Raw genomic sequence first — 25,132 nt, 5'->3', positions numbered from 1 at the left:
CTGAATCCTATAAAAGTTCACAGGCTATTTTTGTTTATTTTGTATTCCAGTAAAACTGTGACGTACTCCACAATGATTTTTTTGCTGAGGCTTTAGCCCATTTATTTTTAGATATCCAATCACTAGAGGTTGTGTAATTACCGACAGTCACAGAAGATTTATGTGTTTTACTTTTATGATAATAATTTGACCAAGAATAAATCTTACCATTTCCGTAATTCCATGTACCACCACCAACGTTTACTTCATAAGCAAGTGCTGTTGTTGCAACTGATCCTAAAAGACCAATTGTTAAAATAGATAGCAATAATATTTTCTTCAAAACAATCTCCTCCTTATTGTCAAACCTGTTTACGAATAAATCATACCATGACTTAATAGTTAAAATCAAACTAAAACAAAACCGGTAATTCGTGATTTTAAGACTATTTATATTTAAAAGCTAGTCTTTTAGTTTGTTCTTTGTGAAAGAAGATGTAGTTCAAGGGCGATTTAGTATTAATAAATAGGAGGATATTATATTACTTAAAAACACTTGGAATTTAAATATGATTCTGCTATTAATTGAATGATTTACTTGGTACGGGATAAAATAATTAGTTGTTTGAGGACATAAAAAAAGTGTCTGATTAGTATTATCAGACACTTTTGAATAGAGAAAACGATATGAATTTTTTTTCATTGTTCTAGCTCTTTTTCTTAATAATTAAAATGGTTGTTTCAGCAAATGTTGCTGTCAATGCAAATAGTATTAAAACTGTGATAAATTCGCTGCCAATCGTTACATCTACAGCGGTATATAAAAAGAAGGTATTACTAGCTGCTTTTATTATTTGAAAGGCTATTAGAAATGAAATTATATAAATAAGCATGTTTCTTAATTTTTTTCGCATCAGCAACCTCTATTCTTATTCAATCGTTTGTTGTTACTAAAATTAATTATATACGATTGTTCAAAGTAATTGTATAAAAAGTGTTTAAAATAAGGTGTTCAACCACAAGTTGTTAGCTCATAAACGTTGTTGTAACAAGGTTTTTACTCAAGTCTACTTTTCAGTGTTCAAATCCAAGTAATAACGATGAAGTGCTATGCTATAATAAAATGGAACAGAAAGGAGCGAGCACAGTGAAACGTAAAACATTATTATCACTCGCTATATTAGTACTTATTATCGGAGGAGCTACAAGTTGGTTATTACTGAAAGCACCGAAAGAAAGTTATTTAAAAAGCAACGATTTAGTGGGGGCAGATGAATGGAAAGGCGTACTACATTTAATTGGAACTGATTATCGTTTGAACAAAACCGATGCTGAACGCACATTGGTTGTCTCATTGACACATTACAAAAACGGAAAACGTATTGGGAAGAGTGAACCTTTAGCAACGGGTTTAGCTGAAAAAAAAGGTGACTTTAAAATTTCATTTCTCTTCGATCAAAATGATGTTACCCATACTGATTATCAATTTAGTTTAGTAAATGATGGTACAATTACTAACTGGCCAGAAAAACCTGTTGTTTTAAAAGAAAAGGATCAATTTGTAACGGATGGAACGCTTTCTGAAAAAACGGCGATCAAAAACAAACCGGTCGTTGGTTATGCTTATCGTCAAAAAGACAACAAACGTGTATTGTCACGCAAAGATGATGCGGCTCTCATTGGTAAATATAATCAACCTAAACCAGAAATAGCAGCATTAAAAGCTTATGATGATCTCTATCTTTTTACTGCCGAATTTAAAAAAGCCATAAAATAAAAACTGCCTTTTGGGGGAGATTTAATGTCTAAAAAGAATATTTTGATTAGTACCGTAGTGTTATTTATTGCTATCGGTAGCTTGGCCTATTTTATGTTTATACTACCGCCCAAAACAAGCTACATAAAAATGCATAAACTTGCTTCTACTGAGGAATCCAGCGCACACATGATGGGTTTTGATTATAAACTGAACAAGAATGATATGACGAAAAAAGCAATTGCTCTGACGTTGGAACACTATACAAAAGGCGAGTATATTAAATCATTTGAACCAGTCATTATAACTGTATCAGAAGCTAATTATTTCACGATAAGTGTATCGCCTGTCGAAAAAAATCGTGTCTACTTAAGTGTCAGAAATCAATACACAACATCCTCTTGGGAGCCTTCTTTTGTTGAACATAAGCATCAAATGGCTTCTATGATTGATAATGTAGTCACAGGAAAAACGTCATTAAGTGAAAAAGAAGTAGTGATAGGTTATCTAAATATCGTGACTTCTACTCAAGGGATGCTAGATTCTTCAGTGGATCAAAACCGGAAGCTAGTGAAAGAAGCTGATGGAAAAACCAAGCAATCTTTAGCAAAATTTGATGAATTATATGTCTTTAAGGCTAAACTAATCGACGATAAAATAAATAAATAGAGGTGAAACCTAATGAAGCACAAAATGTTACTAGGAACAATCATTGTTGCTGTAATTATGTTAAGTGCGTGTGGCTTTAACATCACACAATCATCTGATTCAGGAACTAAAAAAATTAAAACAGATGAATTGTTTGCCATGGATTATAAGGTGGCCAAAGCGGATGTTGATAAGCCTTTTATCTTTACTGTGGAGCGTTATGATAACGGCGTTTTAACATCAACTGAAGAAATAAAATTAGCTAATGAAGAACGATCAGGAACTTTGCGTGTTTTGAGCGAGAAGGATGCCTTTGCTAATTTTTGGTTTACATCAGGTAAAGGTAAGCAGGAGAGACAAGAGCATATTAAACTTAAAGATGTCGATAAACTGAGTGGTCAAATGGTTTCAGGTCAAATTTCTAAATCTGCCTTTTTGAGAGATTTTAATAAAGAGCAGCGCTTCGGTTATGTTGCGTTTGATGAAAATCCAGATGTCCAAAATACTAAAATAACATTTTCAAACTTTTTAAAGAATCAGCAAGATAAAGACTTTATTAAGCAATATAAAACAATATTTTTCTTTAATGTACGTCTAGCAGATAAATAATAGGACATCTCTTAAAACTTCATTAATTTGGGGTTAGAAGAGATGTTTTTTTGAGAGAACCCTTGTTTTTCTAGAAGCTTATGTATATATTAAAGGGACAAAGAAGAAATGTTAAGGACGTATTTCTGTGAGTGTGTCGAAAATGTAATTTAAAACTCAATGTATTTTCAAAACATTAGTTTAAATCTTTTTCTAAGAACTTATTAAGACTGAAGCATAACAGTCAGAATTATTGGTTAACTTTGGTCTTGAGGAAATATTAAGGGAATGTTTCTTTAAGGGGGATATTATGTCTAAAAAGAAGAATGAGAAACAAACGATTTCACGTAACAAGTTGTTGAAAGTTGCTGGTTTTGGTTGGTTGTTTGACGCAATGGATGTTGGAATTTTATCTTTTGTTATCGCGGCACTTGCAATTGAATGGCAGTTAACACCGACAGAGATGGGTTGGATTGGTAGTGTCAACTCAATTGGGATGGCGGTTGGAGCTTTTGTTTTTGGTGTTTTCTCAGATAGAGTAGGACGCAAAAATATCTTTATGATTACATTGATCGTGTTTTCGGTAGCGAACGGATTGTCAGCGTTCACAACATCTTTAGCTGCATTTATGGTATTGCGCTTTATTGTTGGGATGGGGCTTGGTGGTGAGCTACCAGTTGCATCAACATTAGTATCGGAAAGTGTTGCAGCACACGAACGTGGTCGAGTGGTTGTTTTACTTGAAAGTTTTTGGGCAGGTGGTTGGTTATTAGCCGCACTTATTTCTTACTTTGTTATTCCAACTTACGGTTGGCGAGTTGCATTGTTGATTACGGCAATTCCTGCACTTTATGCGATTTATTTACGCATTCACTTACCAGATTCACCACGTTTCACAGCAAAAAAAGAACAGGAAAAAGGCAGCGTTTGGCAAAATATCAAAACGGTTTGGTCCAAACAATATAAACGTCGTACGTTGATGTTATGGATTGTCTGGTTCACCGTTGTCTTTTCTTATTATGGCATGTTTTTATGGCTGCCGTCAGTCATGACAATGAAAGGTTTTAGCCTAATTAAAAGCTTTGAATACGTGTTGATTATGACGCTTGCACAATTGCCAGGTTATTTTACAGCCGCATGGTTAATTGAACGAGCTGGACGAAAGTTTGTATTAGCAGCTTACCTCACTGGGACAGCAATTTCGGCATTGGTATTTGGTAATGCAGATACAACGATGATGTTGATTATTTCGGGAATGTTCTTATCATTCTTTAACCTAGGTGCTTGGGGAGCGTTGTATGCTTATTCTCCAGAACAATACCCAACAGTCGTTCGTGGGACTGGAACAGGTATGGCAGCAGCTGTCGGACGTTTAGGAGGGGTGTTAGGTCCATTGTTAGTCGGAATGATGTTATCGAACGGCTCTTCAATTAATACAATCTTCAGCATCTTTTGCGGTGCCATTCTAGTGGGTGTTTTAGCTGTTGTTTTCCTCGGAACAGAAACAAAACAACTTGAATTGGATTAAGTGATACTCACAAAAGGTGACGCTAAAATAATGGTCCATCATTTGAATAAAAGAGCGATACTGCTTTAGTACTAATATATTGAAGAATAACATTTTGACGTTGCCGTCAGGATGTTATTTTTTTTGAGGCGGAATGATAGGATGACAAGCCGCTTGTTTAATCAACGAATTAAAACAGTTTTTCGACGAAGATATGAGAGATGAAACAGTTTATAATCAATTTTCAGATGATTAGCAGCCGCTAAAAGGCTGTTTAGTGGAATTACACTGTTTATTTAGCTTCTTCAAAAAGACTGAAAAAACAGATTAATGTCGCATATCTATTGACTTTTTTAAACTACAAATGTTAAGTTGACCTTATAAAAGGCCTTGTTAATTTTATATTATTATATTGGGAGGTTGTTAAAATGACCAAGCAATTTATTTTATTTGTAAGTTTGATACTGCTATACAGTGTTCTTTATCTGTATGCTTTAATGCCAGTAACTGCAAAGAATCCAATCAGTCAGCTACCGTTTGGAAAGATGATTAAAACGCAGCAATGGTTTCCGCAAGGCTGGGGTTTTTATAGTAAAGATCCTCGTGACATCACATTTCAAGTTGTTTCAATTAAAACAGGTAAACAAGCTGTTAGTTGGCCAAATAATCGAGCAAGCAATTGGTTCGGTCTTAAACGTTATGGGAGAGCACAAGGCATTGAAACTGGTTTGCTACAAGAAAACTTGCTATCCAAGGACTGGCATACAACAACGGAAGAGCCTTTAACCGCATTGAAAAAATTAACCCCTATCAAATTGAAAAATTTAACTCCTTCCCCAACAATTACAGGAGACATTGGTTTTATTAAACAGGAAGCATTACCTTGGGGCTGGGCAAAATATCAAAACACAACCATGCCTAGTAAGGTTTTACGGGTTTTAATTGATGATTAGACATCTTAGTCAATGGACCAATCAACGAATAACGTCATTTAATCCTTGGACCAATGTATATGGTTTAGTTAGATCTATCTTCGCTTTTTCCTTGTTTATCACTTTATTCTTCAATGATGCTACGCTATTATTTAGACCTTCATCTGGGAACCCGACATGGGTTAAAACAGATACGTTAAGTATGTTTTCGTTTGTTCCTGAAACCTCTTTTGCACTAAATTTAATTCGTATTATATGTTTAATCTTATTGCTGGTTGTTATGAGTGGTTGGCGTCCGCGTGTCACTTCTCTTTTTCATCTTTATATTGCCTACAGTATTAATTCTGGTGCGACAACTATAGATGGTGGAGAACAAGTTAATTTAGTAATGGCATTACTGTTATTACCGATTGCTCTTACGGATAATCGCAAATGGCATTGGCAAAATATAAGTTCAATTAATCGTCACTATAGCAAAACAATTGCCTATATTGCTTATGTTTTTATTCGCATACAAGTTGCGATTTTATACTTCCATTCATTTACAGCTAAATTAGATAATGATGAATGGCTAGATGGTACTGCTGTTTATTATTATCTATTAGATCCAATGCTTGGTTTACCAAACTTTCTAATGAACCCACTGCACTTTTTGTTAGCAAGTCCTTTTATAGTTGTGATTACGTGGGTAACATTATTTATTCAACTGCTGCTAGTCTGCGCTTTATTTATGAGTAAAAATAACTGGTCAAAAGTTTTGTGGTGTGCCGTATTATTTCATGAATTAATTGCTGTTTTACTCGGTTTAATAAGCTTTTCAATTGCAATGTTAGCAATGTTGATTATTTATTTACGACCATTAGAGCAAGTGTTTGTATGGCAAAAAAATAAGAGGAGGAAGTAGGATGAAACGTTCTTTAAAACACATTATTATAGCAATTGTTGTGGTTTGTTGTTTTGCTAGTGCAAGTCACTATTTCACACAATCTCAGAAAACTCAAGCAAGCGCTTTAACAAAGAATTTTAGTGGTGAGGAACTTTATCGAGGTATTTTCTTTTTTCAAGGTGAAGCAGGTAAAAAAATGAATGTAGAAGTCGCTAAGCAGGTGGAAAAAGCACAATCAAAACCTGAAACAAAACAATTTATTGATGAAAATATTGCGTATGTAAAAAAACAAGATCCTGATTACTTTAAAAAATTAGAACAGGCGATATATATAAAAGATTTTGTGAAAGTGAAACAACAAATTGCTCAAGGTAGTAAGTATTTTCAAGAAAATATGAAATCTTTCAATATGGAAGTACAAAACTCTCTTGATAGTTCTAGACAATTAGTTGCCGGACTTCTTGTTGTGGTATATGCAGGACTTATTTTCACAACTGTTGCAGGAGCAGCGCATCTTGCTTACACCGTCAGCGTATATGTACAGGTAGGGATTAAACACTCAAAAGTAACCTATTATGAGGGGGATAATAATAGTAGATTTGGATTCGAAAAATTAATCAATAACGTTATTGAAAACTTTAATTAACCACCAAATTATAAAAATATTTTTGTTTTTAATTGAAGAGAAATATTTTATTGTATTATCAGTGATTTAATTACTTTGTTATTAGTAATGTATAAATTTAAAAAGACGTTTAATTGATTGGAAGTACAGTTAATATTTAATCTTTGATAATATATATTTGAGAAAAATTTTATTGTGGTATCAGTTATAAGTGTTAACTGATACTTACATAGGGAGTGATTATTTTAAAAAACCTATATTTCAATTTCGAACCAGCGCACTATTTTTATTGGTTCTATCAATGACTATTGTTGCCAGAGTAAGATTTCGATACTGCTGGCTATGCTTCAAAACTTGAGCAATCGTTTGTGTTTTTGTAGAACTTAATTTTTCAGGCAGGTTCATGATGATAAACACAAGTTAATATATTCATCATTAGCGTATACTCTCTGATAGAGCAGTCACAATTAAACTAAAAAATCTCGTGATATTAAGATCTTATCCTGTTATTTTAATTCCCATCGAATAATACCATCGGCATGGTAAAAGACCAACCATTTTTTTAAAAATTAAATATGAAGTTATCGAACAAAAATGATGTTTAATTATATTCGTCGTTGCTTCCATAAGTTTTATTACAGGAGGAACAGGTGTCAGTTTGCTAGTCCAATCAGGAAGTATCGTTGGGGTTACTTTTTAAATTAAGTTGAAAAGGAGTTTTTTAGATGAAAAAACAACTGCTGTATTTTATTCTACTTAATATTGCTGCAGTTTTTTTCTGGTGGTTAATTTGGGAGTCGTTACCTGATCAATTGCCAATGCATTCTGATGGGGCGAGGATTAATGCCTATGAACCTAAAATGCACACATTTATTACTATAACTATTTGTGTTGTAGGCTTTAGTCTATTGATGTTTATCCTATCGATTTGGCTCCTTAAATCAAAAGAAATAAGTGACAATATAACAAGGCAACAAGTAATACGTGTGCTCAATATAGTTCAAGTGATAAGCGTTGTTTTTCTAGTGCTAATTGCGCCAATGATGACCAACCAAGCACCGTATAAATATTTAGCGTTTGCTTTTCCATTAGTCCTTTTATATGAAGCCATTTTCAATCCAATTTTAAAAGTGCCTGTTTCGGGTATGTCAGCTAAGGTCGTAGGTTATCAGATTGTTAAGTACCGTTTGACACAAACAGAACGAAAAGCATACGCTGTTATCGTCGTATTTTTAATTGTGTATAACTTCTTTTCAACTGATTTAACGTGGTTTCTCTTGCAGTCAACTGTTTTTGTGGTTCTGTTGATGAAAATGGCTTTAAGTCTTTTAAATGAAGTTGAAAAAACAAAATGATTTTAAGTGTAAGTTGCTATTTTATAATTTATAGCGCCTATATATAATTGAAAAGGAGTTTTTTAGATGAAAAAACAACTGCTGTATTTTATTCTACTTAATGTCGCAGGAATTTTTTTCTGGTGGTTAATTTGGGAGTCGTTACCCGATCAGTTACCAATGCATTCTGATGGGGTGAGGGTTAATGCCTATGAACCTAAAATGCACGCATTTATTACTATTACTATTAGTTTTGCAGGCTTTAGTCTATTGATGTTTATAATATCGATTTGGCTCCTTAAATCAAAAAAAATAGGTGACAATATAACAAGGCAACAAGTAATACGTGTGCTCAATATAGTTCAAGTGATAAGCGCTGTTGTATCGGTGCTAAATGTACCAATGATGACCAACCAAGCACCGTATAAATATTTGGCGTTCGCTTTTCCCTTAGTCCTTTTATATGAAGCCATTTTCAATCCAATTTTAAAAGTGCCTGTTACGGGTATGTCAGCTAAGGTCGTAGGTTATCAGATTGTTAAGTACCGTTTGACACAAACAGAACGAAAAGCATACGTCGTTATCGTCATATTTCTAATGGTGTATAACTTCTTTTCAACTGATTTAACGTGGTTTCTCTTGCAGTCAATTGTTTTGATGGTTCTGTTGATGAAGATGACCTTAAGTCTTCTAAATGAAGTTGAAAAAACAAAATGAAATTTTTTAACATAATCCATGTAAATAGTTGTACGAAAAACTTATTTATTTCAGTTATGTTAATGTTTTTAGGCTCTATAAATTACAGTGTTTGTGAGTTTTCACTGATAGCTATTTTCATAAAAACACACAGTAACATTTTCAAAGTTCCTATAAAATTAAGTCACTACAACAAATTTATAGGGGGAATTAAAAATATCTTTTTCCAAAAACATGATGTTTAAAACAACTAGTGAAGGGAATTTTGAGGGTTTGTTTTGGTACGCATACTTACACAATAATCGTACTAGTCAATTCTCTATAATAAAAAAACAGCCACTAATGTGACTGTTCGAGTTATATCAAAAGTAAAGATCAACCGTTATTTACATTGTTTATAGAACGATTAGTTATAAACAAGACCACCATCTGTTAAAATAGTTTGCCCTGTGATATAGTCAGCGTCATCTGATGCTAAGAATGATACTAAATTCGCAACATCATCAGCAGTTTGGTAACGACCTAAAGCAATATTACCTGAAAATTTCTTGAAGGCATCACCTGGTTGCATAGAGTCATCACGCGCGACCATTGCTTCGTCAATTCGTTCCCACATACTTGTTTTGGCTACTCCAGGGCAGTAGGCATTGACAGTTATTTGTTCCGAAGCTAATTCTTTAGCAGCGACATGTGTAAATGCTTTAACCGCATGTTTTGTCGCAGAGTAGGTACCGAGCATTTCATACGCTTCATGCCCAGCAATACTACAGGCATTAATTACCTTACCTTTAGTACCTTGTTTCATGAATTGTTTTGCGGCTGCTTGCGTTCCAAAAACCACACCATTGACGTTGATTGAAAACAAGCGATTTAATTGTGCTTCATCAATCTCCAAGAAAGGTGAAACCGCATCAATGCCTGCATTATTTATAAATACATCAATATGATCAAAGGCTTTTACAGCTTCTGCAACTAAATTGAGCTGATCTGCCTGTTTCGAAACATCACCGGTGACAGCGACCGCATCAATACCGTTGTCTTTAAATTCTTTCAATGTATCGGCGAGCATGTCGCCATTAATATCATGTAATACAAGTTTAAAACCATCTTTCGCTAAACGTTGTGCAATCCCTTTACCTAAACCACCAGCTGAGCCAGTCACTACTGCTACTTTACTCATTTAAACATCTCCTTTAGTTAGATTTGGTAACCGCTTACAAATGCATTTTAACAAACCTATTAACAATATGCTAGTGATTTGATTTAAAATTATTTTGCAGGTGGGATGAGTACCTTTTTCTGAGGTCGAATAGCATAAAAAAGACCAAAGAATATTGCTAAAATACCAATAATTTGTAACGATGAAGGTAAAAAGCCGATGATAATGATGTCTAGCAAAATCGCAACTGCAGGATCGATAAATACCATAAATGAGACGACAGTGGGTGTGAGGTTTCGAATACTACTATAGAGCAGTAAATAGACGATACCGGTATGAACAACACCAGTTAATAAAGCGTAAAACCATTGTGTATTTGTTAAATGTTGATAACTATCGTATTTAATAAAAGGAGCAAGTAACACAACTGCTGTAAACATTTGTATTAATGTCGTCATATAAACACTTGTTTTATGGAAGGTGGTTCCTAATAACATGGTACTTGCATAGAAGACAGCTGCCAAAAGGCCATAGCTGATGCCTTGCCAATTTGGTGTTTCAGCTGTGAAAACATCGGTACCCATTATAAAGATAGTTCCGACAAAACAAGCAAACATCGCAATCATAATACCGCGTGATAATTTCTCCCGGTAGATCATTGCCCCAACAACGAGCATAAGAATTGGTCCAATGTGGTAAAGCGAGATGGCAACTGTGATAGAAATTACTTCAAATGCTTTGAAAAGGAAAATCCAATTAAAAAGGTTACTGACGCCACAGAGTGTAATCATTAACAGTTCGCGTTTGTCCCAGGTTTCTTTTTTATACGTACGGGTGAGTAGCCATACTGCTAAAAGGAATAGTGTGGCGCAGATTGAACGAACGAAAATCAATTCAATTGCAGGTAAACCAGTCAAGCGTGAAAAAAGTCCGATGGACCCAAAGATTGCCATCGCAATCGATAATTGTATTAAAGCTATTTTATTCATAGTGCCCCCCTGTAGGTTAATGTAATTTTATTATGTAAACTTAAGGCGTAAGGTTTAAGTTTCAGATAAAAAAATACGGAGAGTATATCTCCGTATCAAGTTTGAATAATAAAGATTGTTTGTATTGCTTATGGTCCTTCGTTATTTAGCTTCTAATGACTCAACTAACTCTTTATCTGGTGTTACAAAGAGGGTTGTTTGATGATCATAAATAACATAACCAGGCTTAGCGCCATTTGGTTTGTGTACATGTTTGACTAACGTGTAGTCAACTGGGACTTGTGATGACAGTGATGCTTTAGAGTAGTAGCCTGCAATATTAGCAGCTTCTTCAAGCGTTTCTTGACTTGGCTCTAAGCTTTTCACAATAACATGTGACCCTGGTAAGTCTTTAACGTGTAGCCAAGTATCCATCTTATGAGCAAAACGATGTGTCAAATAATCATTTTGGATATTATTTCTTCCCACGAACATTTCAGTACCATCCGATGAAACATAACGGTGCAGATTTGGCTTTTTAGCTTTTTTCACTCGGTTATTTTTTGTTTTTTTAGCGCGTAAGTAACCTTGTTCAATCAACTCGTCACGAATTTCATCAATATCTGCAGGTGAAGCTGTATGAACTTGTTCAGCAACGCTGTTGAGATAAAGCAGTTCTGCCTCAGTTTTAGCTATTTGTTCAGCAACAATAATCACTGCTGTTTTAAGTTTTTGGTATTTATTGAAATAAGCCTGTGCATTTTGAGAGGGTGTTTTAAGAGGGTCAAGTGTAATAGTGACCTCTTTACCTTCATCATCATAATAGTTAACAACTCTTATTTTTGACATCCCTTTTTTAATTTCATGCATATAAGTCGTCAATAACTCACCTTGTAAACGAATATCATCCGCTTTCGTTGTTTCTTCAAGCGTTTGGTTTAACTTGGTGATTTTAAGTTCAGCTTTATTAATTTCGAGCTGTAACATATGTTCAATATCTTTTCCAATTTGATGAACTCTGTCTCGACGTGCTTTATCAGCATAAAAATTATCTAACAGCTCACTGAGTGAGTCGAATTTTTTAACCACAGTGTCGCTAGTCGCTAACTCAAAGTGGTAAAAATCCTCTTTATTGTTTGTAATAGTCCAAGTAGGCACGATAGGCTGTTTCATAGATTCTTTAAGTGCTATTAAAATAGCATTAGGATCATTTTTATCAGTAGCAGCTGCTACAACTTCGCGAGCAAATAATGGCGAGAAGCCAGCTACAACTTGTACCAAACGTTTAGCCAAGGGTAATTCATCTGCTAACATTGCTTCAATATCTGAAACGGTTAAGTCTTTTGGTGCAATTTTTTCTGTTTGAGCAGGTGGTAATAGATACGTTGCATTAGGTAGAAGTGTTCGATAAGAGTTGTAGGCCATCGAAACATGTTTAATACAATCAATAATTGTGCCTTTTTCTTTATCTACTAGCAAGATATTAGAGTAACGGCCCATGATTTCAACATAAAGATCACAGAGACGCTCGTCGCCAATCTCATTTTTACCACGAAGATTAAATTTTAAAATACGTTCATTGGGCACTTGTTCAATCGATTCAATCACTGCACTTTCAATATATTTACGCAAAATCATGCAGAAGTTTGGTGGGACTGCAGGATTTGTTGTTTCCAAATCACTGATTTGAATACGTGCATAAGTTGGATGAGCAGATATAAGTAATTTATGGTTTTTACGTTGATTTCTTACGACAAAAATCAATTCCTGTGAATACGGTTGTTGGATACGCATAATTCTACCGCCGACAAGTTTTTCAGTAAGTTCTTGTGTCATAGCGGATAGAAAGAGACTGTCAAAAGCCAAATTTCTCACCCTTTCTGTTGTTTAACCTATTAATTATAACATGATGATAGATATTAATGGGAAGGAAAGGTCTAAAAAGCGAGAGTTAAGGAAAAAATATCTAACAGGATATCAATTTTTACTTGCAGTTCTGACGGATTACAAGTAATATTAGAGATGACTTTAAATAAAAGGAGTAGTCTCATGTCTGAAAAAGGTTTGTTGTTTGTATTATCAGGACCATCTGGCGTTGGTAAAGGTACGGTACGCCGTGCTGTCTTTGAAGATGAGAACACTAATTTCTCATATTCAATCTCGATGACAACCCGCACAAAACGCCCCGGTGAAGAAGAAGGCGTTGATTACTATTTCCGCACGAAAGAGGAATTCGAGTTATTGATTGAAAAAGATGAATTGCTAGAGTATGCGCAATTTGTAGATAACTATTATGGAACGCCACTGGAATATGTTGAAAAAACATTGTCAGAAGGGCAAGACGTCTTTCTAGAAATCGAAGTTCAAGGTGCGATGCAAGTACGCGAGAAAATGCCGGAAGCTGTCTTTATCTTCCTAACTCCGCCAAACTTGTCAGAGTTGAAAAATCGTATTGTTGGACGCGGAACAGAAACAAGTGATGTTGTTGATAAGCGTATGGAAACAGCACATCATGAGATTGAAATGATGAAGCATTATGATTACGCAGTGGTTAACGATGAAGTCGAACTTGCTGTTGAAAAAATCAAAGATATTGTTAGAATTGAACATATGCGTACAAAGTGGATGTATCCTAAGTATCGCTCAATGTTAGATGAAATTGTTGAATAAACCCAACGATTATAAATTGGAGGAATGTCAAAATGATGATTAAACCATCAATCGATTCATTATTAGAAAAAATAGATTCAAAATATTCACTTGTAGCTGTCGCTTCAAAGCGTGCTCGTGAAATGCTAGAAAAACCAAATAGCATGACTTTGGAAAATTATTCATCTGCTAAAAATGTTGGTAAAGCATTAGAAGAAATCGATGCTGAAACGTTGAAAATGATTCCTGCAAAAGGATACGAAGATTAAATTTAAAATTGAGAGCCGGCTCCTTAAAATGAGTTGGCTCTTTTTTTAAATCTATTGAGAAATAGCGTGGCTATTTACTGCCTAAATACTAATATCGTGGTAAAATAGACTGTATGAATAAGCGAGGTGGGACGATGATGAAAAAAAATATTGTGCTAGGTGTTACAGGCGGTATCGCATCTTATAAAGCTGTAACCTTAACCAGTCAATTAATAAAAGCCGGCTACAATGTCAAAGTCATTATGACTGAAAATGCCACACAATTTGTAACGCCGCTTACTTTCCAGGTGATGAGTCGAAATACGGTATATACTGATACATTTATAGAGCCTAATCCTGAAAAAATTGCTCATATTGAAGTGGCAGATTGGGCAGATTTAATGATAATTGCGCCAACAACTGCCAATACAATTAGTAAAATGGCAACAGGAATTGCTGATAACATGCTAACGAGTGTTTATTTAGCAACATCAGCGCCTGTATGGGTTGCTCCTGCTATGAATGTTCATATGTATCAACACCCAGCAATTATCCGCCAAATCAATCAATTATTTGAAGATGGTATTCGTTTTATCGAACCATCTGAAGGTATATTAGCATGTGGCTACGTTGGAAAAGGCCGTCTAGAAGAGCCTGAAAAAATTGTTGCCAATATTGATGGTTTTTTTTCGAAAGAACAAACACTAGCAGGTAAAAATGTACTTGTTACTGCTGGACCTACAATTGAAGCAATCGATCCAGTGCGTTTTTTAACGAATCGCTCAACAGGTAAGATGGGTTTTGCGATTGCGAATGAGGCAGCGTCGTTAGGAGCTAACGTAACGTTGGTCACTAGCGTGAAAAATCTTGCTGTTGATGAACGGATTGAAGTGATCACAATTCAATCGGCGGAGGATATGTATAAAGCAGTGACGCAACGCAGTGAAACGATGGATATTATCATCAAAGCGGCTGCTGTAGCAGATTACACTCCGGATGCTTATCGTCCACATAAAATTAAGAAAAGCAACGACGACAAAGAAGCGTTTCATTTTATCCGTACCACAGATATACTAAAAACTTTAGGTCAAAATAAACCACAAGGACAATTGTTGATTGGTTTTGCTGCTGAGTCGCAAGATGTCGAAAAAAATGCACGCTTGAAATTAGAAGCTAAAAACCTCGATATGGTTGTTGCAAATGATATCTCTCGACAAGATACAGGATTTGGCGTTGATACAAACCAAGTGACATTGATTACAGCAAATGACATGAAAAAACTACCGCTCGTTACTAAAGAAGAAACAGCGTTGTTAATTTGGAAGGCTATTATTGCGTTACCTTTGATTGAGGTGAAGTAAATGCCGATTATTGCAAAGGTAATTGTTGATACACCTGCGATGACTGTTGACCGCCCTTTTGACTATTTGATTCCAGAACAGTGGCAAGACGTTATCCTGCCAGGAATGCGTGTAGCTGTTCCATTTGGTCCACGACAGTTGCTTGGGTATGTCGTAGCAGTCGCTGATGTGACAGCTCTTACCGATACAAAAAAATTAAAAGAAATCGTCGATATCTTTGATGTACGACCCGTTTTGACACCTGAAATGTTAGCGTTGGGTGAATGGATGGCGCAAGATTCACTTAATTTCAGAATTTCAATTTTCCAAACGATGTTACCCAACTTAATGCGTGGTTCCTATGAAAAGTATTTTGTATTGAAAAATTGGGACAATACCGCAGCTGTTAAACTGTTTGAAGGTTCTGAAACGCTTGATTGGAAAGCTGTAAAAGATAGTGAGTTTGTGACCGCGTTACAGCGCTGGATTCAAGCAGGTGACATTGAAACGGTTTATCGTGTTTCGAGTAAAGAGACCAAGAAAACAAAACGCGCATTGAAAAATTGTTTAACAGAAACTGAGTTGATTGCAGCTCTTGAGAGTTTAGGGAATCAAGCGAAAGCACAACGAAAATGTTTGGCAATGTTACTTGAATTAGAAGCAACAGAGTTGTGGGTGGATGAAGCAAAAGCGCGAGGTATTAGTGATGCTGTCTTACGTTCAGTAGCCGAAAAAGGTTGGGTGACTATTTTTGCTAAAGAAATTGATCGAGACCCATATGCTAACCACCATTTTGAAAAATCAGAGCCACTGGATTTAACGACAGACCAAGAAACAGTTTTTCAACGTATTTTTGAGGTGCAACGTGAAAAAATTGCTAAAACATTTCTGCTTCATGGTGTTACGGGCAGTGGTAAAACAGAAGTTTACCTCCAAACAATTGCCGAGGCACTTAAATTAGGGAAACAAGCGATTATGCTAGTGCCAGAAATTGCGTTGACACCACAAATGGTCGAGCGTTTCAAATCACGATTCGGAAAAAAAGTTGCCGTTCTTCATAGTGCTTTATCAGCGGGTGAGCGTTTAGATGAATGGCAAAAAATCGAACGTGAGGAAGCAGATATTGTTGTAGGTGCGCGTTCTGCTATTTTTGCACCACTAACCAATATTGGGTTAATTATTATTGATGAAGAACATGAAGCAACATATAAACAAGAAGATTACCCACGTTATCATGCACGTGAAGTTGCCTTATGGCGAGCACAACACCATCAATGTCCAGTAGTGCTTGGAAGTGCAACACCCAATGTGGAAAGTTTTGCACGTGCAACAAAGGGTGTTTATGAGTTACTAGAGTTACCCGAACGCGTTAATAATCGCCCATTACCAACGGTTGAAATTGTCGATTTGAAGGATGAGTTACGTCAAGGCAATACGAGTTCATTTTCTACTGTGTTGCTAGATAAAATTAAAGATCGTCAGCAAAAAGGTGAACAAACTGTTTTGATGCTTAACCGTCGTGGTTTTGCATCGTTTGTCATGTGCCGTGATTGCGGTTTTGTTCCTGAATGCCCCAACTGCTCAATTACATTAACCTATCATAAATTACGTCATCAGTTAAAATGCCATTATTGTGGTCATCAAGCACCAATGCCACCCCAATGCCCAAGTTGCCAATCTGAGCATATCCGTCAATATGGTACAGGAACGCAAAAAATTGAAGAAGAATTGTTAGAATTATTACCCGATATTCGTATCATCCGGATGGATGTTGATACAACAAGTCGCAAAGGCGCTCATGAAAAATTATTAACAGCATTTGGTAACGGTGAAGCAGATATATTATTGGGCACACAAATGATTGCGAAAGGGCTCGATTTTCCTAACATTACATTAGTGGGTGTCCTCAATGCAGATACTGCATTAAATGTCCCTGATTTTAGGGCTTCTGAACGGACCTTCCAATTACTAACACAAGTGAGTGGTCGGGCAGGGCGCCATCAATTGTTAGGTGAAGTGGTGATACAAACTTTTAACCCAGATCATTACAGCATCCAACTGGCACAATATCAAAATTATATCGCTTTTTATAATCAAGAGATGGGATTGCGTAAACTTACAGGATACCCACCTTATTATTTAACAGCCTTAATACAAGTGACAAGTACTGATGAACGTAAGGGAGAAGAGACAATTGCTAATATCACTGGCTTCTTGAAACGTGAATTAAATGAGCAAACAATCCTCTTGGGACCTACACCAGCACCAATCGCTAAAATAAAAAATCGCTACCGTTACCAATGTCTGATAAAATATAAAGTAGAGCCCAATTTAAGGGATGTGTTACGACGCGTTTTAGAAACGTATCAAAAAGAAATACGAAACGGTTTGACGGTATCCATCGATTTCGAACCTTATACAATGATGTGAGACAAGGAGACATACATGACAAAAATTATCTTTATGGGAACACCTGATTTTGCAGTACCTGTATTACAAAAATTAATTGCTGACCCATCTATTAGCATCGAGGCTGTGGTAACACAACCCGATCGTAAAGTAGGGCGCAAACATATTTTGACACCAACCCCAGTTAAAAAAGCAGCAGTTGCTGCAGATTTAAACGTTCTTCAACCAGAAAAACTACGCACTTCGGAAGAATTAGAAACACTGATCAATATGGATATTGATTTGTTAATTACAGCGGCCTATGGTCAAATTTTACCGAACAGTCTTTTGGAAGCGCCTCGTTTAGGTGCGATTAATGTGCATGCGTCATTATTGCCAAAATTACGTGGTGGGGCACCGATCCATTATGCATTGATTGAAGGGCATAAAGAAGCGGGCGTTACGATTATGTATATGGCTGAAAAATTAGATGCCGGTGACATGTTGAGCCAATCAGCAATTCCGATTGAAGAAGAAGATAACGTGGGCACGCTGTTTGAAAAATTAAGCATTGTTGGCGCTGATTTATTGGTAGAAACGTTGCCAGCAATTTTAGATGGTTCAATTGTTGCAGTGCCGCAAAATGAAGCAGAGGTAACTTTCGCGCGTAATATTAGTCGTGAGCAAGAACGTATTGACTGGAATAAGTCGGCACGTGCGATTTTTAACCATGTACGTGGAATGAACCCATTCCCATCAAGTTTCACTACATTTGAAGGTGGAAACTGGAAAATTTGGGAAGTGGTTGAAAGTTTTGAAGAAACAACAGCGCCTGCAGGTACAATCGTAAGTGTGGATCAAACAATCCGTGTCGCTGCTGGCGATGGAAAAACAGTGGATATTAAAGTATTCCAACCCGCTGGAAAACAGCGAATGACAACAAGTGATTATTTAAGAGGCTCAGGTAAAAACCTTGAAGCCGGAAAGCGTTTAGGTGAATAAAGTGGGAACAGTCCGTGAAGTATCATTAAGCATATTAGAAAAAATTGAGAAACAACAAGCATACAGTCATTTATTGATTCATGATGCGATGACAAAAAATCATGTTAAACCGATTGATAAAGGTTTGTTAACAGAACTTGTTTACGGTACGATTCAACGCCAAATGACGTTGGACTTTTACATGGAGCAATTTGTATCTAAACCAGAAAAATTAGAAATTTGGGTCAAATTATTATTGCGTGTTTCTTTTTACCAGTTATATTTCCTTGATAAAGTACCCGATCATGCCATCGTAAATGAAGCGGTCAACATTGCTAAAAAACGTGGACATGTCGGCGTGTCTAAATTAGTAAACGGCGTTTTGCGTACAGCGATTCGTGAAGGTCAACCTGATGTTGCGGCATTAGTGAAAGAGCCAATGAAACGTTTATCAATTGAAATATCTGTGCCACTTTGGTTAACAGAACGTTGGGTTGCGCAATATGGCGAAGCTAAGACACGTGAAATTGGTGAAGCTTTACTTGTACCACCACATCAAACATTACGCGTGAACCCATTAAGAGGTAACATTGATGAAATCATCGAAGCGCTCGTTGCTGATGGTTTTGAAGCAGAAGCTCATCCATTAGTACCTGAAGCGATCATGGTATTTGGTGGTAATGCTGCAAATCATCCAATGTTCCAATACGGTGCGTTTTCAATTCAAGATGAAAGTTCAATGCTTGTTGCACATGCGCTACATCCAGAACCAGGTATGCGTGTGTTAGATGCTTGTGCAGCACCGGGTGGGAAAACAACTCATATTGCTGAATTGATGAATGATGAAGGACAAATCGATGCATTAGATATTCATGCACATAAAACAAAATTGATTGCACAAGGTGCTAAACGCCTAGGTCATACTATTATCAAACCATTCCAAGCGGATGCACGCCAATATGGTAAAGATATTGAAGAAGAATTATACGATCGTATCCTTGTAGATGCACCTTGTAGTGGTTTTGGTGTTATTCGCCGCAAGCCAGATATTAAGTATCAAAAAACAGCAAAAGATGTGGCATCACTTAGCGTGATTCAATTTGATATTTTGGATGCACTTGCACCATTACTCAAAGTGGGTGGCCGTCTTGTCTATAGTACATGTACGATTGATGAAGATGAAAACCGTAACGTATGGGAACGTTTTTTAGAAGCCCATCCTAACTACGAAAAAGCGCCTTTATCATTACCAAATGATTTAACAACGTTAGATCAAACGGATTTACAGTTGTTGCCAGACAATAATTTTAGCGATGGTTTTTATATATCTTCATTTAAGCGTATTCGTTAATTGTATAGAGGTGAATATAAATGAGAGCAGTAGGCCAAACAGATAAAGGTAAAGTCAGAACAAATAATGAAGACCGTGTGGCGATTATCACAAACCAAACAGGACAACAACTATTTGTTGTTGCTGATGGGATGGGTGGTCATCGCGCTGGGCAAATCGCCAGTGAGTTGACAGTGAGTTACTTAACCACTTATTTTGAGAAGTTAATGATTCGTATGGATGATGACCAAGCACAAAGATGGTTGGGTCAAACTCTTCAATTAATTAACGAGAAGCTTTTTCAAGAAGGCGAGTTAAACCCTGACCTAAAAGGGATGGGAACAACGATTGTTTGTGCGATTGATATCGATGAGGACACATTAGCTATTGCGCATGTAGGCGATAGTCGTGCCTATATCGTTAATGAAAAAGAGTTCAAGCAAATAACAGAAGATCATTCATTGGTACAAGAGCTTGTAAAAAAAGGTGAAATTTCAAATGAAGAAGCGAAGATTCATCCGCGACGTAATATTGTATTACGTTCTTTGGGTGTATCGGGATTTGTAAAAGTTGAATGTCAGATTATCGAAAAAGAAAGCAAAGATATTTTGTTGCTTTGTTCAGATGGTTTGAATGACGCTTTGACCGAACAAGAGATGATTACCCTGTTGACTTCGAAACTGACGATTGAAGATAAAGTAAAAAAACTAATTGATGCTGCAAATGCTCATGGTGGGCAAGATAATATTTCAGTTATTATTGCTGTTTCTGAAAAGGGAGGTGACGAGTTATGATAATTGGAAAACGACTGAGTGGTCGTTACGAAATTCTTCGTGTGATAGGTAGCGGGGGAATGTCTAACGTCTATCTTGCGCGTGATGTTATTCTGGAACGAGATGTAGCAGTAAAGCTAATGCGTGTTAGCATGGCCAATGAAGAACAACTCGTTCGCCGCTTTCGAAGAGAAGCACAAGCAACCACACAATTAATGCATCCTAATATTGTTGATATTTTTGATGTTGATGAGGACCATGATAATCATTTTATCGTTATGGAGTACATTGCGGGGATGGATTTAAAAGCTTATATTAATCATGCTGCGCCATTGCCCTTATCGATTGTTGTACGTATGATGCTGCAGATATTATCTGCAATTTCTCATGCGCATGGGCAACATATTATCCATCGAGATATTAAGCCTCAAAATGTCTTAATCGATGCAGAGGGTAATGCTAAAATTACAGATTTTGGTATTGCGATGGCGTTATTTGAAACATCGATGACGCAAACGAATACTACCTTAGGTTCTGTGCATTATCTCTCGCCTGAACAGGCGCGTGGGGGTGTCGCGACGCCTAAATCGGATGTTTATTCTTTAGGAATCATGCTCTACGAAATGATTACAGGTATTTTACCGTTTGACGGTGAATCTCCTGTTGCCATTGCAATTCAACAATTACAATCACCGATGCCACTCCTATCAGATAAAGTGCCTGATATTCCAATGAGTTTACAAAACATCGTGATGAAAGCAACGGCAAAAGAATCAATTAATCGTTACAGTACTGTTGAAGAAATGAAAGAAGACATTGCGACAGCCTTAATGCCTAGTCGTATCAATGAAGCACCGTATGATATTCATTCCGCTGATTATTCCGAAACAAAAACAATTCCCATTCAAACAGCAACAATTAAAGATAAGATTGCCGACATTGAAGGTTTGGAAACGAATAAGGTTGATGAACCAATTATCGATCAGAAAAAAGAAAAAAAGAGCAACAAAAAAGTAAATAAAAAGCGCCGGTGGCTTATTATTATCATAGCATTCATAGCCATAGCTGGGATTGTGGGTTCATACTTTTACTACACGAGTCAAAAAACATATGCTGTAGCTGACGTCACTAATATATCGCAGCAGGCAGCGATTGCTCGTTTACAAAAAGATGGTTTTCGTATTGGTAAAACAACGGAACAAAACAGTGATAAAGTTGAAAAAGGCTATATCATTAAGACCGATCCAGAAGCGGGTGAAAAGCTCAAAAAAGGTGACACAATTGATCTCTTTATTTCCAGCGGAAAGAAAGAATTCGCAATTGATGATTACCGAGGTAAAAATATCGATGATGTAAAAGAAGAGCTGGAAAAAGCGGGCTTCAAAAAAGTAACAACTACACCAGTAAATAGTGATGAAATAGAGACTAATGAAATTACTTCGCAAAGTATTCAAAAAGGCTTAAAAATTGTGCCTAGCGAGACAACAATTGAGTTAGAATTTAGTTCAGGACCAGCTGCTATCACCTTGAAAGATTTATCAGGTTACAATAAAAGTTCTGTGAAAGATTATGCGACAGATAATGGCTTCGAATTGACAACCACTGATGAATTTTCAGATAAGGTTGCAGAAGGTCAAGTCATCTCACAAACACCTGAAGCAGGTACAGCGATGAATAAAGGTCAGGCATTAGCCGTTGTTATCTCTAAAGGTGTTGAAAAACCGGAGAAAACGATTGATAGAAAACTGACGATTAAATATACGGGTGACGAAGATGTAGCAGGTGATCCTACAAAAGAAGATGAGGAAGACGAAGGCGAAGGCAATGACTCATCTTCTAGTGAAAAAGAAAAAACATCACAAAACATAAAAATATATCTTAAAGATAAAACGCATAAAATAAGTGATGTGTATCAATCCTTCTCGATTACAGAAGACCATGATGTCACGTTATCTTTTGTGTTAGATTCAAAAACTGAAGGTGCCTACATTATTGAACGTGATGGCGAAAAAATTGAGCAAGATACCGTTGTTTATGAATAAAACTAAAGGAGTGAGAATTTGCATAAAGGTCGAATTGTAAAGTCATTAAGCGGCTTCTACTATGTAGAAACAGCAGAAAAAGAAATGTACCAAACACGAGCGAGAGGTAACTTTCGTGCTAGCGGTATAACACCATTAGTAGGTGATTGGGTTGAATTTCAAGCAGACAACAAAAAAGAAGGTTACATTCGCGCGATGGGCAAGCGAGATAATTCGTTTGTTCGTCCACCTATTGCGAACGTTGATCAAGTATGGCTGTTTTTTTCAGCAGCAGAACCCGATCTTTCAACCACGTTGATTGATCGTTTTCTGGTGGCCATTGAAAAAGAAAACGTCACGCCATTAATGTTCATTACTAAAATGGATTTATTATCTGATGAAGAGCAAACAGAAATCAGAAAAACAACGGATGTCTATGTTAAAATGGGTTATAAAGTAATCATTTTAAATGAGTACAAACAAGAATCAATCAAAGAACATGCAGCAGAATGGCTCGGTGATAATGTTTGTGTAATTGCTGGACAATCAGGTGTTGGTAAATCAACATTTTTAAATTCACTACACCCTGAATGGAAATTAGAAACAGGCATCATTTCAGCAGCATTAAATCGTGGTAAACATACAACACGACATGTTGAATTATTACCTTTTGGATCAGGCTACATTGCTGACACACCTGGTTTTAGCCAAATTGATATAACAGACTTAACACCAGAAGGTTTGGGTTATTGTTTCCCAGACTTTATGCAACAAGGTAGCTGTAAATATCGTGGATGTGTCCATCAAAATGAACCACATTGTAAGGTGAAAGAAGCCGTTGAAACAGGTGACATTGCAGCGTTTAGATACAAACATTATTCATCGTTTTTAATTGAAATACAACAAAAAAAACGGAGGTATTAACATGAAAAAAATAGCCCCATCAATTTTAAGTGCCGATTTTTCAAAACTTGGTGAAGAGATTGCCGCAGTTGAACAAGGCGGTGCTGATTATATTCATATTGATGTAATGGATGGACAATTTGTACCTAACATTACATTTGGACCTAATATCGTTGAAGCTGTTCGTCCGACAACTAAATTACCATTAGATGTTCATTTGATGATTGTAGACCCTGACCGTTACATTGGAGACTTTGCGCGAGCAGGTGCCGATATCATTACAGTACATGTGGAAGCTTGTCCTCATGTCCACCGTACGATTCAGTTAATTCATAGTTTTGGCGTTAAGGCAGGGGTTGTTTTGAATCCAGGTACATCGCTGGATGCTTTGAAATACGTGATTAACGATGTTGACATGGTTTTAATTATGACAGTTAATCCTGGATTCGGAGGCCAATCCTTCATTGAGGATATGATACCTAAAATGAAAGAACTTCGCCAGATGATAGATGCAACAGGCAGAGACATTGAGATAGAAGTTGATGGTGGAATAAATGAAACCACTGCTAAACTTTGTGCAGATGCCGGTGTTAACGTCTTTGTAGCAGGTTCATATATTTATAATAAAGAAAATCGTAAAGCAGCAATTGAAACACTGAAAAAAGCAATTAATTAAGAGGGGGTCTTCTAGTGAGAATCTGTTTATTACTTGGTGGTCCAATGAGTAACGTGCCTGACTTGACTCCTTATAAAGATGATTATTGGGTGGGGATTGATCGAGGTGCTTTCCGTTTATTAGAAATGGGGATTACACCTAAAGCCGCTATGGGCGATTTTGACTCATTGTCTTCGAAAGAATTAGCATTTGTTAGAGATAATGTTGTTTTTGTAGAACAATATCCGGCTGAAAAAGATGAAACGGATGCGATGCTAGGTATTACTTATGCATTAAATCAAAAAGCCGATGAAATCTTAGTTTTTGGTGCAACAGGTGGGCGTATGGATCATACATTAGCCAACTTATTTATGCTTACATATGAGTCTTATCAAGCAGCGATACCAGTTACCACGTTTGTGGATAAACAAAACACACTTAAGATGTATCAACCCGGCCGATATGAGCTTGAAAAGCAAGATAAAATGAAGTACATTGCTTTTACAGTTGTGAGTGCAGAAGTGACCGGTTTGACGCTGGAAGGGTTTAAATACCCGTTAAACAACGCAACGTATCCTTTTGGATCAGCACTCTCAAGCAATGAATTTGTTGATGAACACGGTGTTTTATCATTTTCTGAAGGACTCATTTTAATGAGCCAAAGCCACGATTGAAAGTATCTTCAACATTGTAAAAACACTGATAAATTGCAATCTATAAAACATCCACTACTCATTAGACTAGAAATTTTAGTTAGGATAGACTG

The 25,132-nt window shown here is 36.4% G+C and carries 25 protein-coding genes; 20 read left to right on the top strand and 5 right to left on the bottom strand.

Features of this window, described 5'->3' with window-relative positions:
* Nucleotides 1-34: 34 nt before the first annotated feature.
* Both IKV95_RS08925 and IKV95_RS08920 read right to left on the bottom strand, forming a co-directional pair.
* Nucleotides 35-322, bottom strand: coding sequence for a lactococcin 972 family bacteriocin (locus IKV95_RS08925; protein WP_152792200.1), 288 nt, complete (start codon nt 320-322; stop codon nt 35-37).
* A 364-nt stretch (nt 323-686) separates the two neighbouring features.
* Nucleotides 687-893, bottom strand: a complete 207-nt coding sequence (locus IKV95_RS08920; protein ID WP_069119423.1) for a hypothetical protein — start codon at nt 891-893, stop codon at nt 687-689.
* Nucleotides 894-1,126: 233 nt separating this feature from the next.
* On the opposite strand from IKV95_RS08920, the gene IKV95_RS08915 reads away from it, so the two are divergent.
* From IKV95_RS08915 to IKV95_RS08875, 9 genes are all read left to right on the top strand, one after another.
* Nucleotides 1,127-1,756: a hypothetical protein gene (locus tag IKV95_RS08915; RefSeq protein WP_069128821.1), complete on the top strand. Its 630-nt coding sequence runs from the start codon at nt 1,127-1,129 to the stop codon at nt 1,754-1,756.
* 24 nt (nt 1,757-1,780) lie between these two features.
* Complete coding sequence (locus IKV95_RS08910) at nt 1,781-2,404, top strand: hypothetical protein (RefSeq protein WP_069125647.1); 624 nt, start codon at nt 1,781-1,783, stop codon at nt 2,402-2,404.
* A gap of 12 nt (nt 2,405-2,416) precedes the next feature.
* The gene (locus tag IKV95_RS08905; protein ID WP_029092436.1) at nt 2,417-2,992 is read left to right on the top strand and encodes a hypothetical protein; all 576 of its coding nucleotides are present in this window, start codon (nt 2,417-2,419) and stop codon (nt 2,990-2,992) included.
* A gap of 289 nt (nt 2,993-3,281) precedes the next feature.
* Nucleotides 3,282-4,499 carry an MFS transporter gene (locus tag IKV95_RS08900; protein ID WP_069119435.1) on the top strand — a complete coding sequence of 406 codons (1,218 nt, stop codon included), beginning with the start codon at nt 3,282-3,284 and terminating at the stop codon, nt 4,497-4,499.
* A gap of 407 nt (nt 4,500-4,906) precedes the next feature.
* Nucleotides 4,907-5,431, top strand: a complete 525-nt coding sequence (locus tag IKV95_RS08895; protein ID WP_029092434.1) for an SdpA family antimicrobial peptide system protein — start codon at nt 4,907-4,909, stop codon at nt 5,429-5,431.
* Nucleotides 5,424-6,314 carry a sporulation-delaying protein SdpB family protein gene (locus IKV95_RS08890; protein ID WP_069134580.1) on the top strand — a complete coding sequence of 297 codons (891 nt, stop codon included), beginning with the start codon at nt 5,424-5,426 and terminating at the stop codon, nt 6,312-6,314. The genes IKV95_RS08895 and IKV95_RS08890 overlap by 8 nt, the downstream gene beginning before the upstream one ends.
* 1 nt (nt 6,315) lies before the next feature.
* Nucleotides 6,316-6,942, top strand: a complete 627-nt coding sequence (locus IKV95_RS08885; protein WP_051536017.1) for a sporulation delaying protein family toxin — start codon at nt 6,316-6,318, stop codon at nt 6,940-6,942.
* A 704-nt stretch (nt 6,943-7,646) separates the two neighbouring features.
* Nucleotides 7,647-8,276: an SdpI family protein gene (locus tag IKV95_RS08880; protein ID WP_069125585.1), complete on the top strand. Its 630-nt coding sequence runs from the start codon at nt 7,647-7,649 to the stop codon at nt 8,274-8,276.
* 66 nt (nt 8,277-8,342) lie between these two features.
* A complete protein-coding gene (locus IKV95_RS08875; RefSeq protein ID WP_029092431.1) occupies nt 8,343-8,972 on the top strand; it encodes a hypothetical protein in 630 nt (209 codons plus the stop codon).
* A gap of 385 nt (nt 8,973-9,357) precedes the next feature.
* Here IKV95_RS08875 and IKV95_RS08870 read toward each other — a convergent pair whose 3' ends face one another.
* From IKV95_RS08870 to IKV95_RS08860, 3 genes are all read right to left on the bottom strand, one after another.
* The gene (locus tag IKV95_RS08870; protein WP_069120343.1) at nt 9,358-10,131 is read right to left on the bottom strand and encodes an acetoin reductase; all 774 of its coding nucleotides are present in this window, start codon (nt 10,129-10,131) and stop codon (nt 9,358-9,360) included.
* 89 nt (nt 10,132-10,220) lie between these two features.
* The gene (locus IKV95_RS08865) at nt 10,221-11,099 is read right to left on the bottom strand and encodes a DMT family transporter (protein ID WP_069120340.1); all 879 of its coding nucleotides are present in this window, start codon (nt 11,097-11,099) and stop codon (nt 10,221-10,223) included.
* A gap of 141 nt (nt 11,100-11,240) precedes the next feature.
* Nucleotides 11,241-12,944: an Rqc2 family fibronectin-binding protein gene (locus IKV95_RS08860; RefSeq protein WP_029092428.1), complete on the bottom strand. Its 1,704-nt coding sequence runs from the start codon at nt 12,942-12,944 to the stop codon at nt 11,241-11,243.
* A gap of 183 nt (nt 12,945-13,127) precedes the next feature.
* Here IKV95_RS08860 and gmk point away from each other — a divergent pair, with 183 nt between their 5' ends.
* From gmk to IKV95_RS08805, 11 genes are all read left to right on the top strand, one after another.
* Nucleotides 13,128-13,748, top strand: a complete 621-nt coding sequence (gene gmk / locus IKV95_RS08855; RefSeq protein ID WP_029092427.1) for a guanylate kinase — start codon at nt 13,128-13,130, stop codon at nt 13,746-13,748.
* A gap of 35 nt (nt 13,749-13,783) precedes the next feature.
* Complete coding sequence (rpoZ, locus tag IKV95_RS08850; protein ID WP_029092426.1) at nt 13,784-13,996, top strand: DNA-directed RNA polymerase subunit omega; 213 nt, start codon at nt 13,784-13,786, stop codon at nt 13,994-13,996.
* A 134-nt stretch (nt 13,997-14,130) separates the two neighbouring features.
* Nucleotides 14,131-15,336, top strand: a complete 1,206-nt coding sequence (gene coaBC / locus IKV95_RS08845) for a bifunctional phosphopantothenoylcysteine decarboxylase/phosphopantothenate--cysteine ligase CoaBC (protein ID WP_120472857.1) — start codon at nt 14,131-14,133, stop codon at nt 15,334-15,336.
* A complete protein-coding gene (gene priA, locus IKV95_RS08840; protein WP_069132154.1) occupies nt 15,337-17,745 on the top strand; it encodes a primosomal protein N' in 2,409 nt (802 codons plus the stop codon).
* 15 nt (nt 17,746-17,760) lie between these two features.
* The gene (gene fmt / locus IKV95_RS08835; RefSeq protein ID WP_069125579.1) at nt 17,761-18,705 is read left to right on the top strand and encodes a methionyl-tRNA formyltransferase; all 945 of its coding nucleotides are present in this window, start codon (nt 17,761-17,763) and stop codon (nt 18,703-18,705) included.
* The gene (gene rsmB, locus IKV95_RS08830) at nt 18,698-20,035 is read left to right on the top strand and encodes a 16S rRNA (cytosine(967)-C(5))-methyltransferase RsmB (protein WP_029092422.1); all 1,338 of its coding nucleotides are present in this window, start codon (nt 18,698-18,700) and stop codon (nt 20,033-20,035) included. Before fmt ends, rsmB begins: the two co-directional genes overlap by 8 nt.
* Nucleotides 20,036-20,055: 20 nt before the next feature.
* On the top strand, nt 20,056-20,808 hold the full coding sequence (locus tag IKV95_RS08825; RefSeq protein ID WP_029092421.1) for a Stp1/IreP family PP2C-type Ser/Thr phosphatase: 753 nt from the start codon (nt 20,056-20,058) through the stop codon (nt 20,806-20,808).
* Nucleotides 20,805-22,829: a Stk1 family PASTA domain-containing Ser/Thr kinase gene (pknB, locus tag IKV95_RS08820; RefSeq protein WP_287451682.1), complete on the top strand. Its 2,025-nt coding sequence runs from the start codon at nt 20,805-20,807 to the stop codon at nt 22,827-22,829. The genes IKV95_RS08825 and pknB overlap by 4 nt, the downstream gene beginning before the upstream one ends.
* Nucleotides 22,830-22,847: 18 nt before the next feature.
* Complete coding sequence (rsgA, locus tag IKV95_RS08815) at nt 22,848-23,732, top strand: ribosome small subunit-dependent GTPase A (protein ID WP_029092419.1); 885 nt, start codon at nt 22,848-22,850, stop codon at nt 23,730-23,732.
* A 1-nt stretch (nt 23,733) separates the two neighbouring features.
* Nucleotides 23,734-24,387, top strand: coding sequence for a ribulose-phosphate 3-epimerase (rpe, locus tag IKV95_RS08810; protein ID WP_029092418.1), 654 nt, complete (start codon nt 23,734-23,736; stop codon nt 24,385-24,387).
* A gap of 14 nt (nt 24,388-24,401) precedes the next feature.
* Complete coding sequence (locus tag IKV95_RS08805) at nt 24,402-25,040, top strand: thiamine diphosphokinase (RefSeq protein ID WP_256084811.1); 639 nt, start codon at nt 24,402-24,404, stop codon at nt 25,038-25,040.
* The last annotated feature ends 92 nt before the right edge of the window (nt 25,041-25,132 follow it).

Origin of the sequence: Brochothrix sp. (assembly GCF_017549435.1) — a bacterium.
Classification (GTDB): domain Bacteria; phylum Bacillota; class Bacilli; order Lactobacillales; family Listeriaceae; genus Brochothrix; species Brochothrix thermosphacta.
This window is presented reverse-complemented; position numbering and strand designations above follow the sequence as displayed.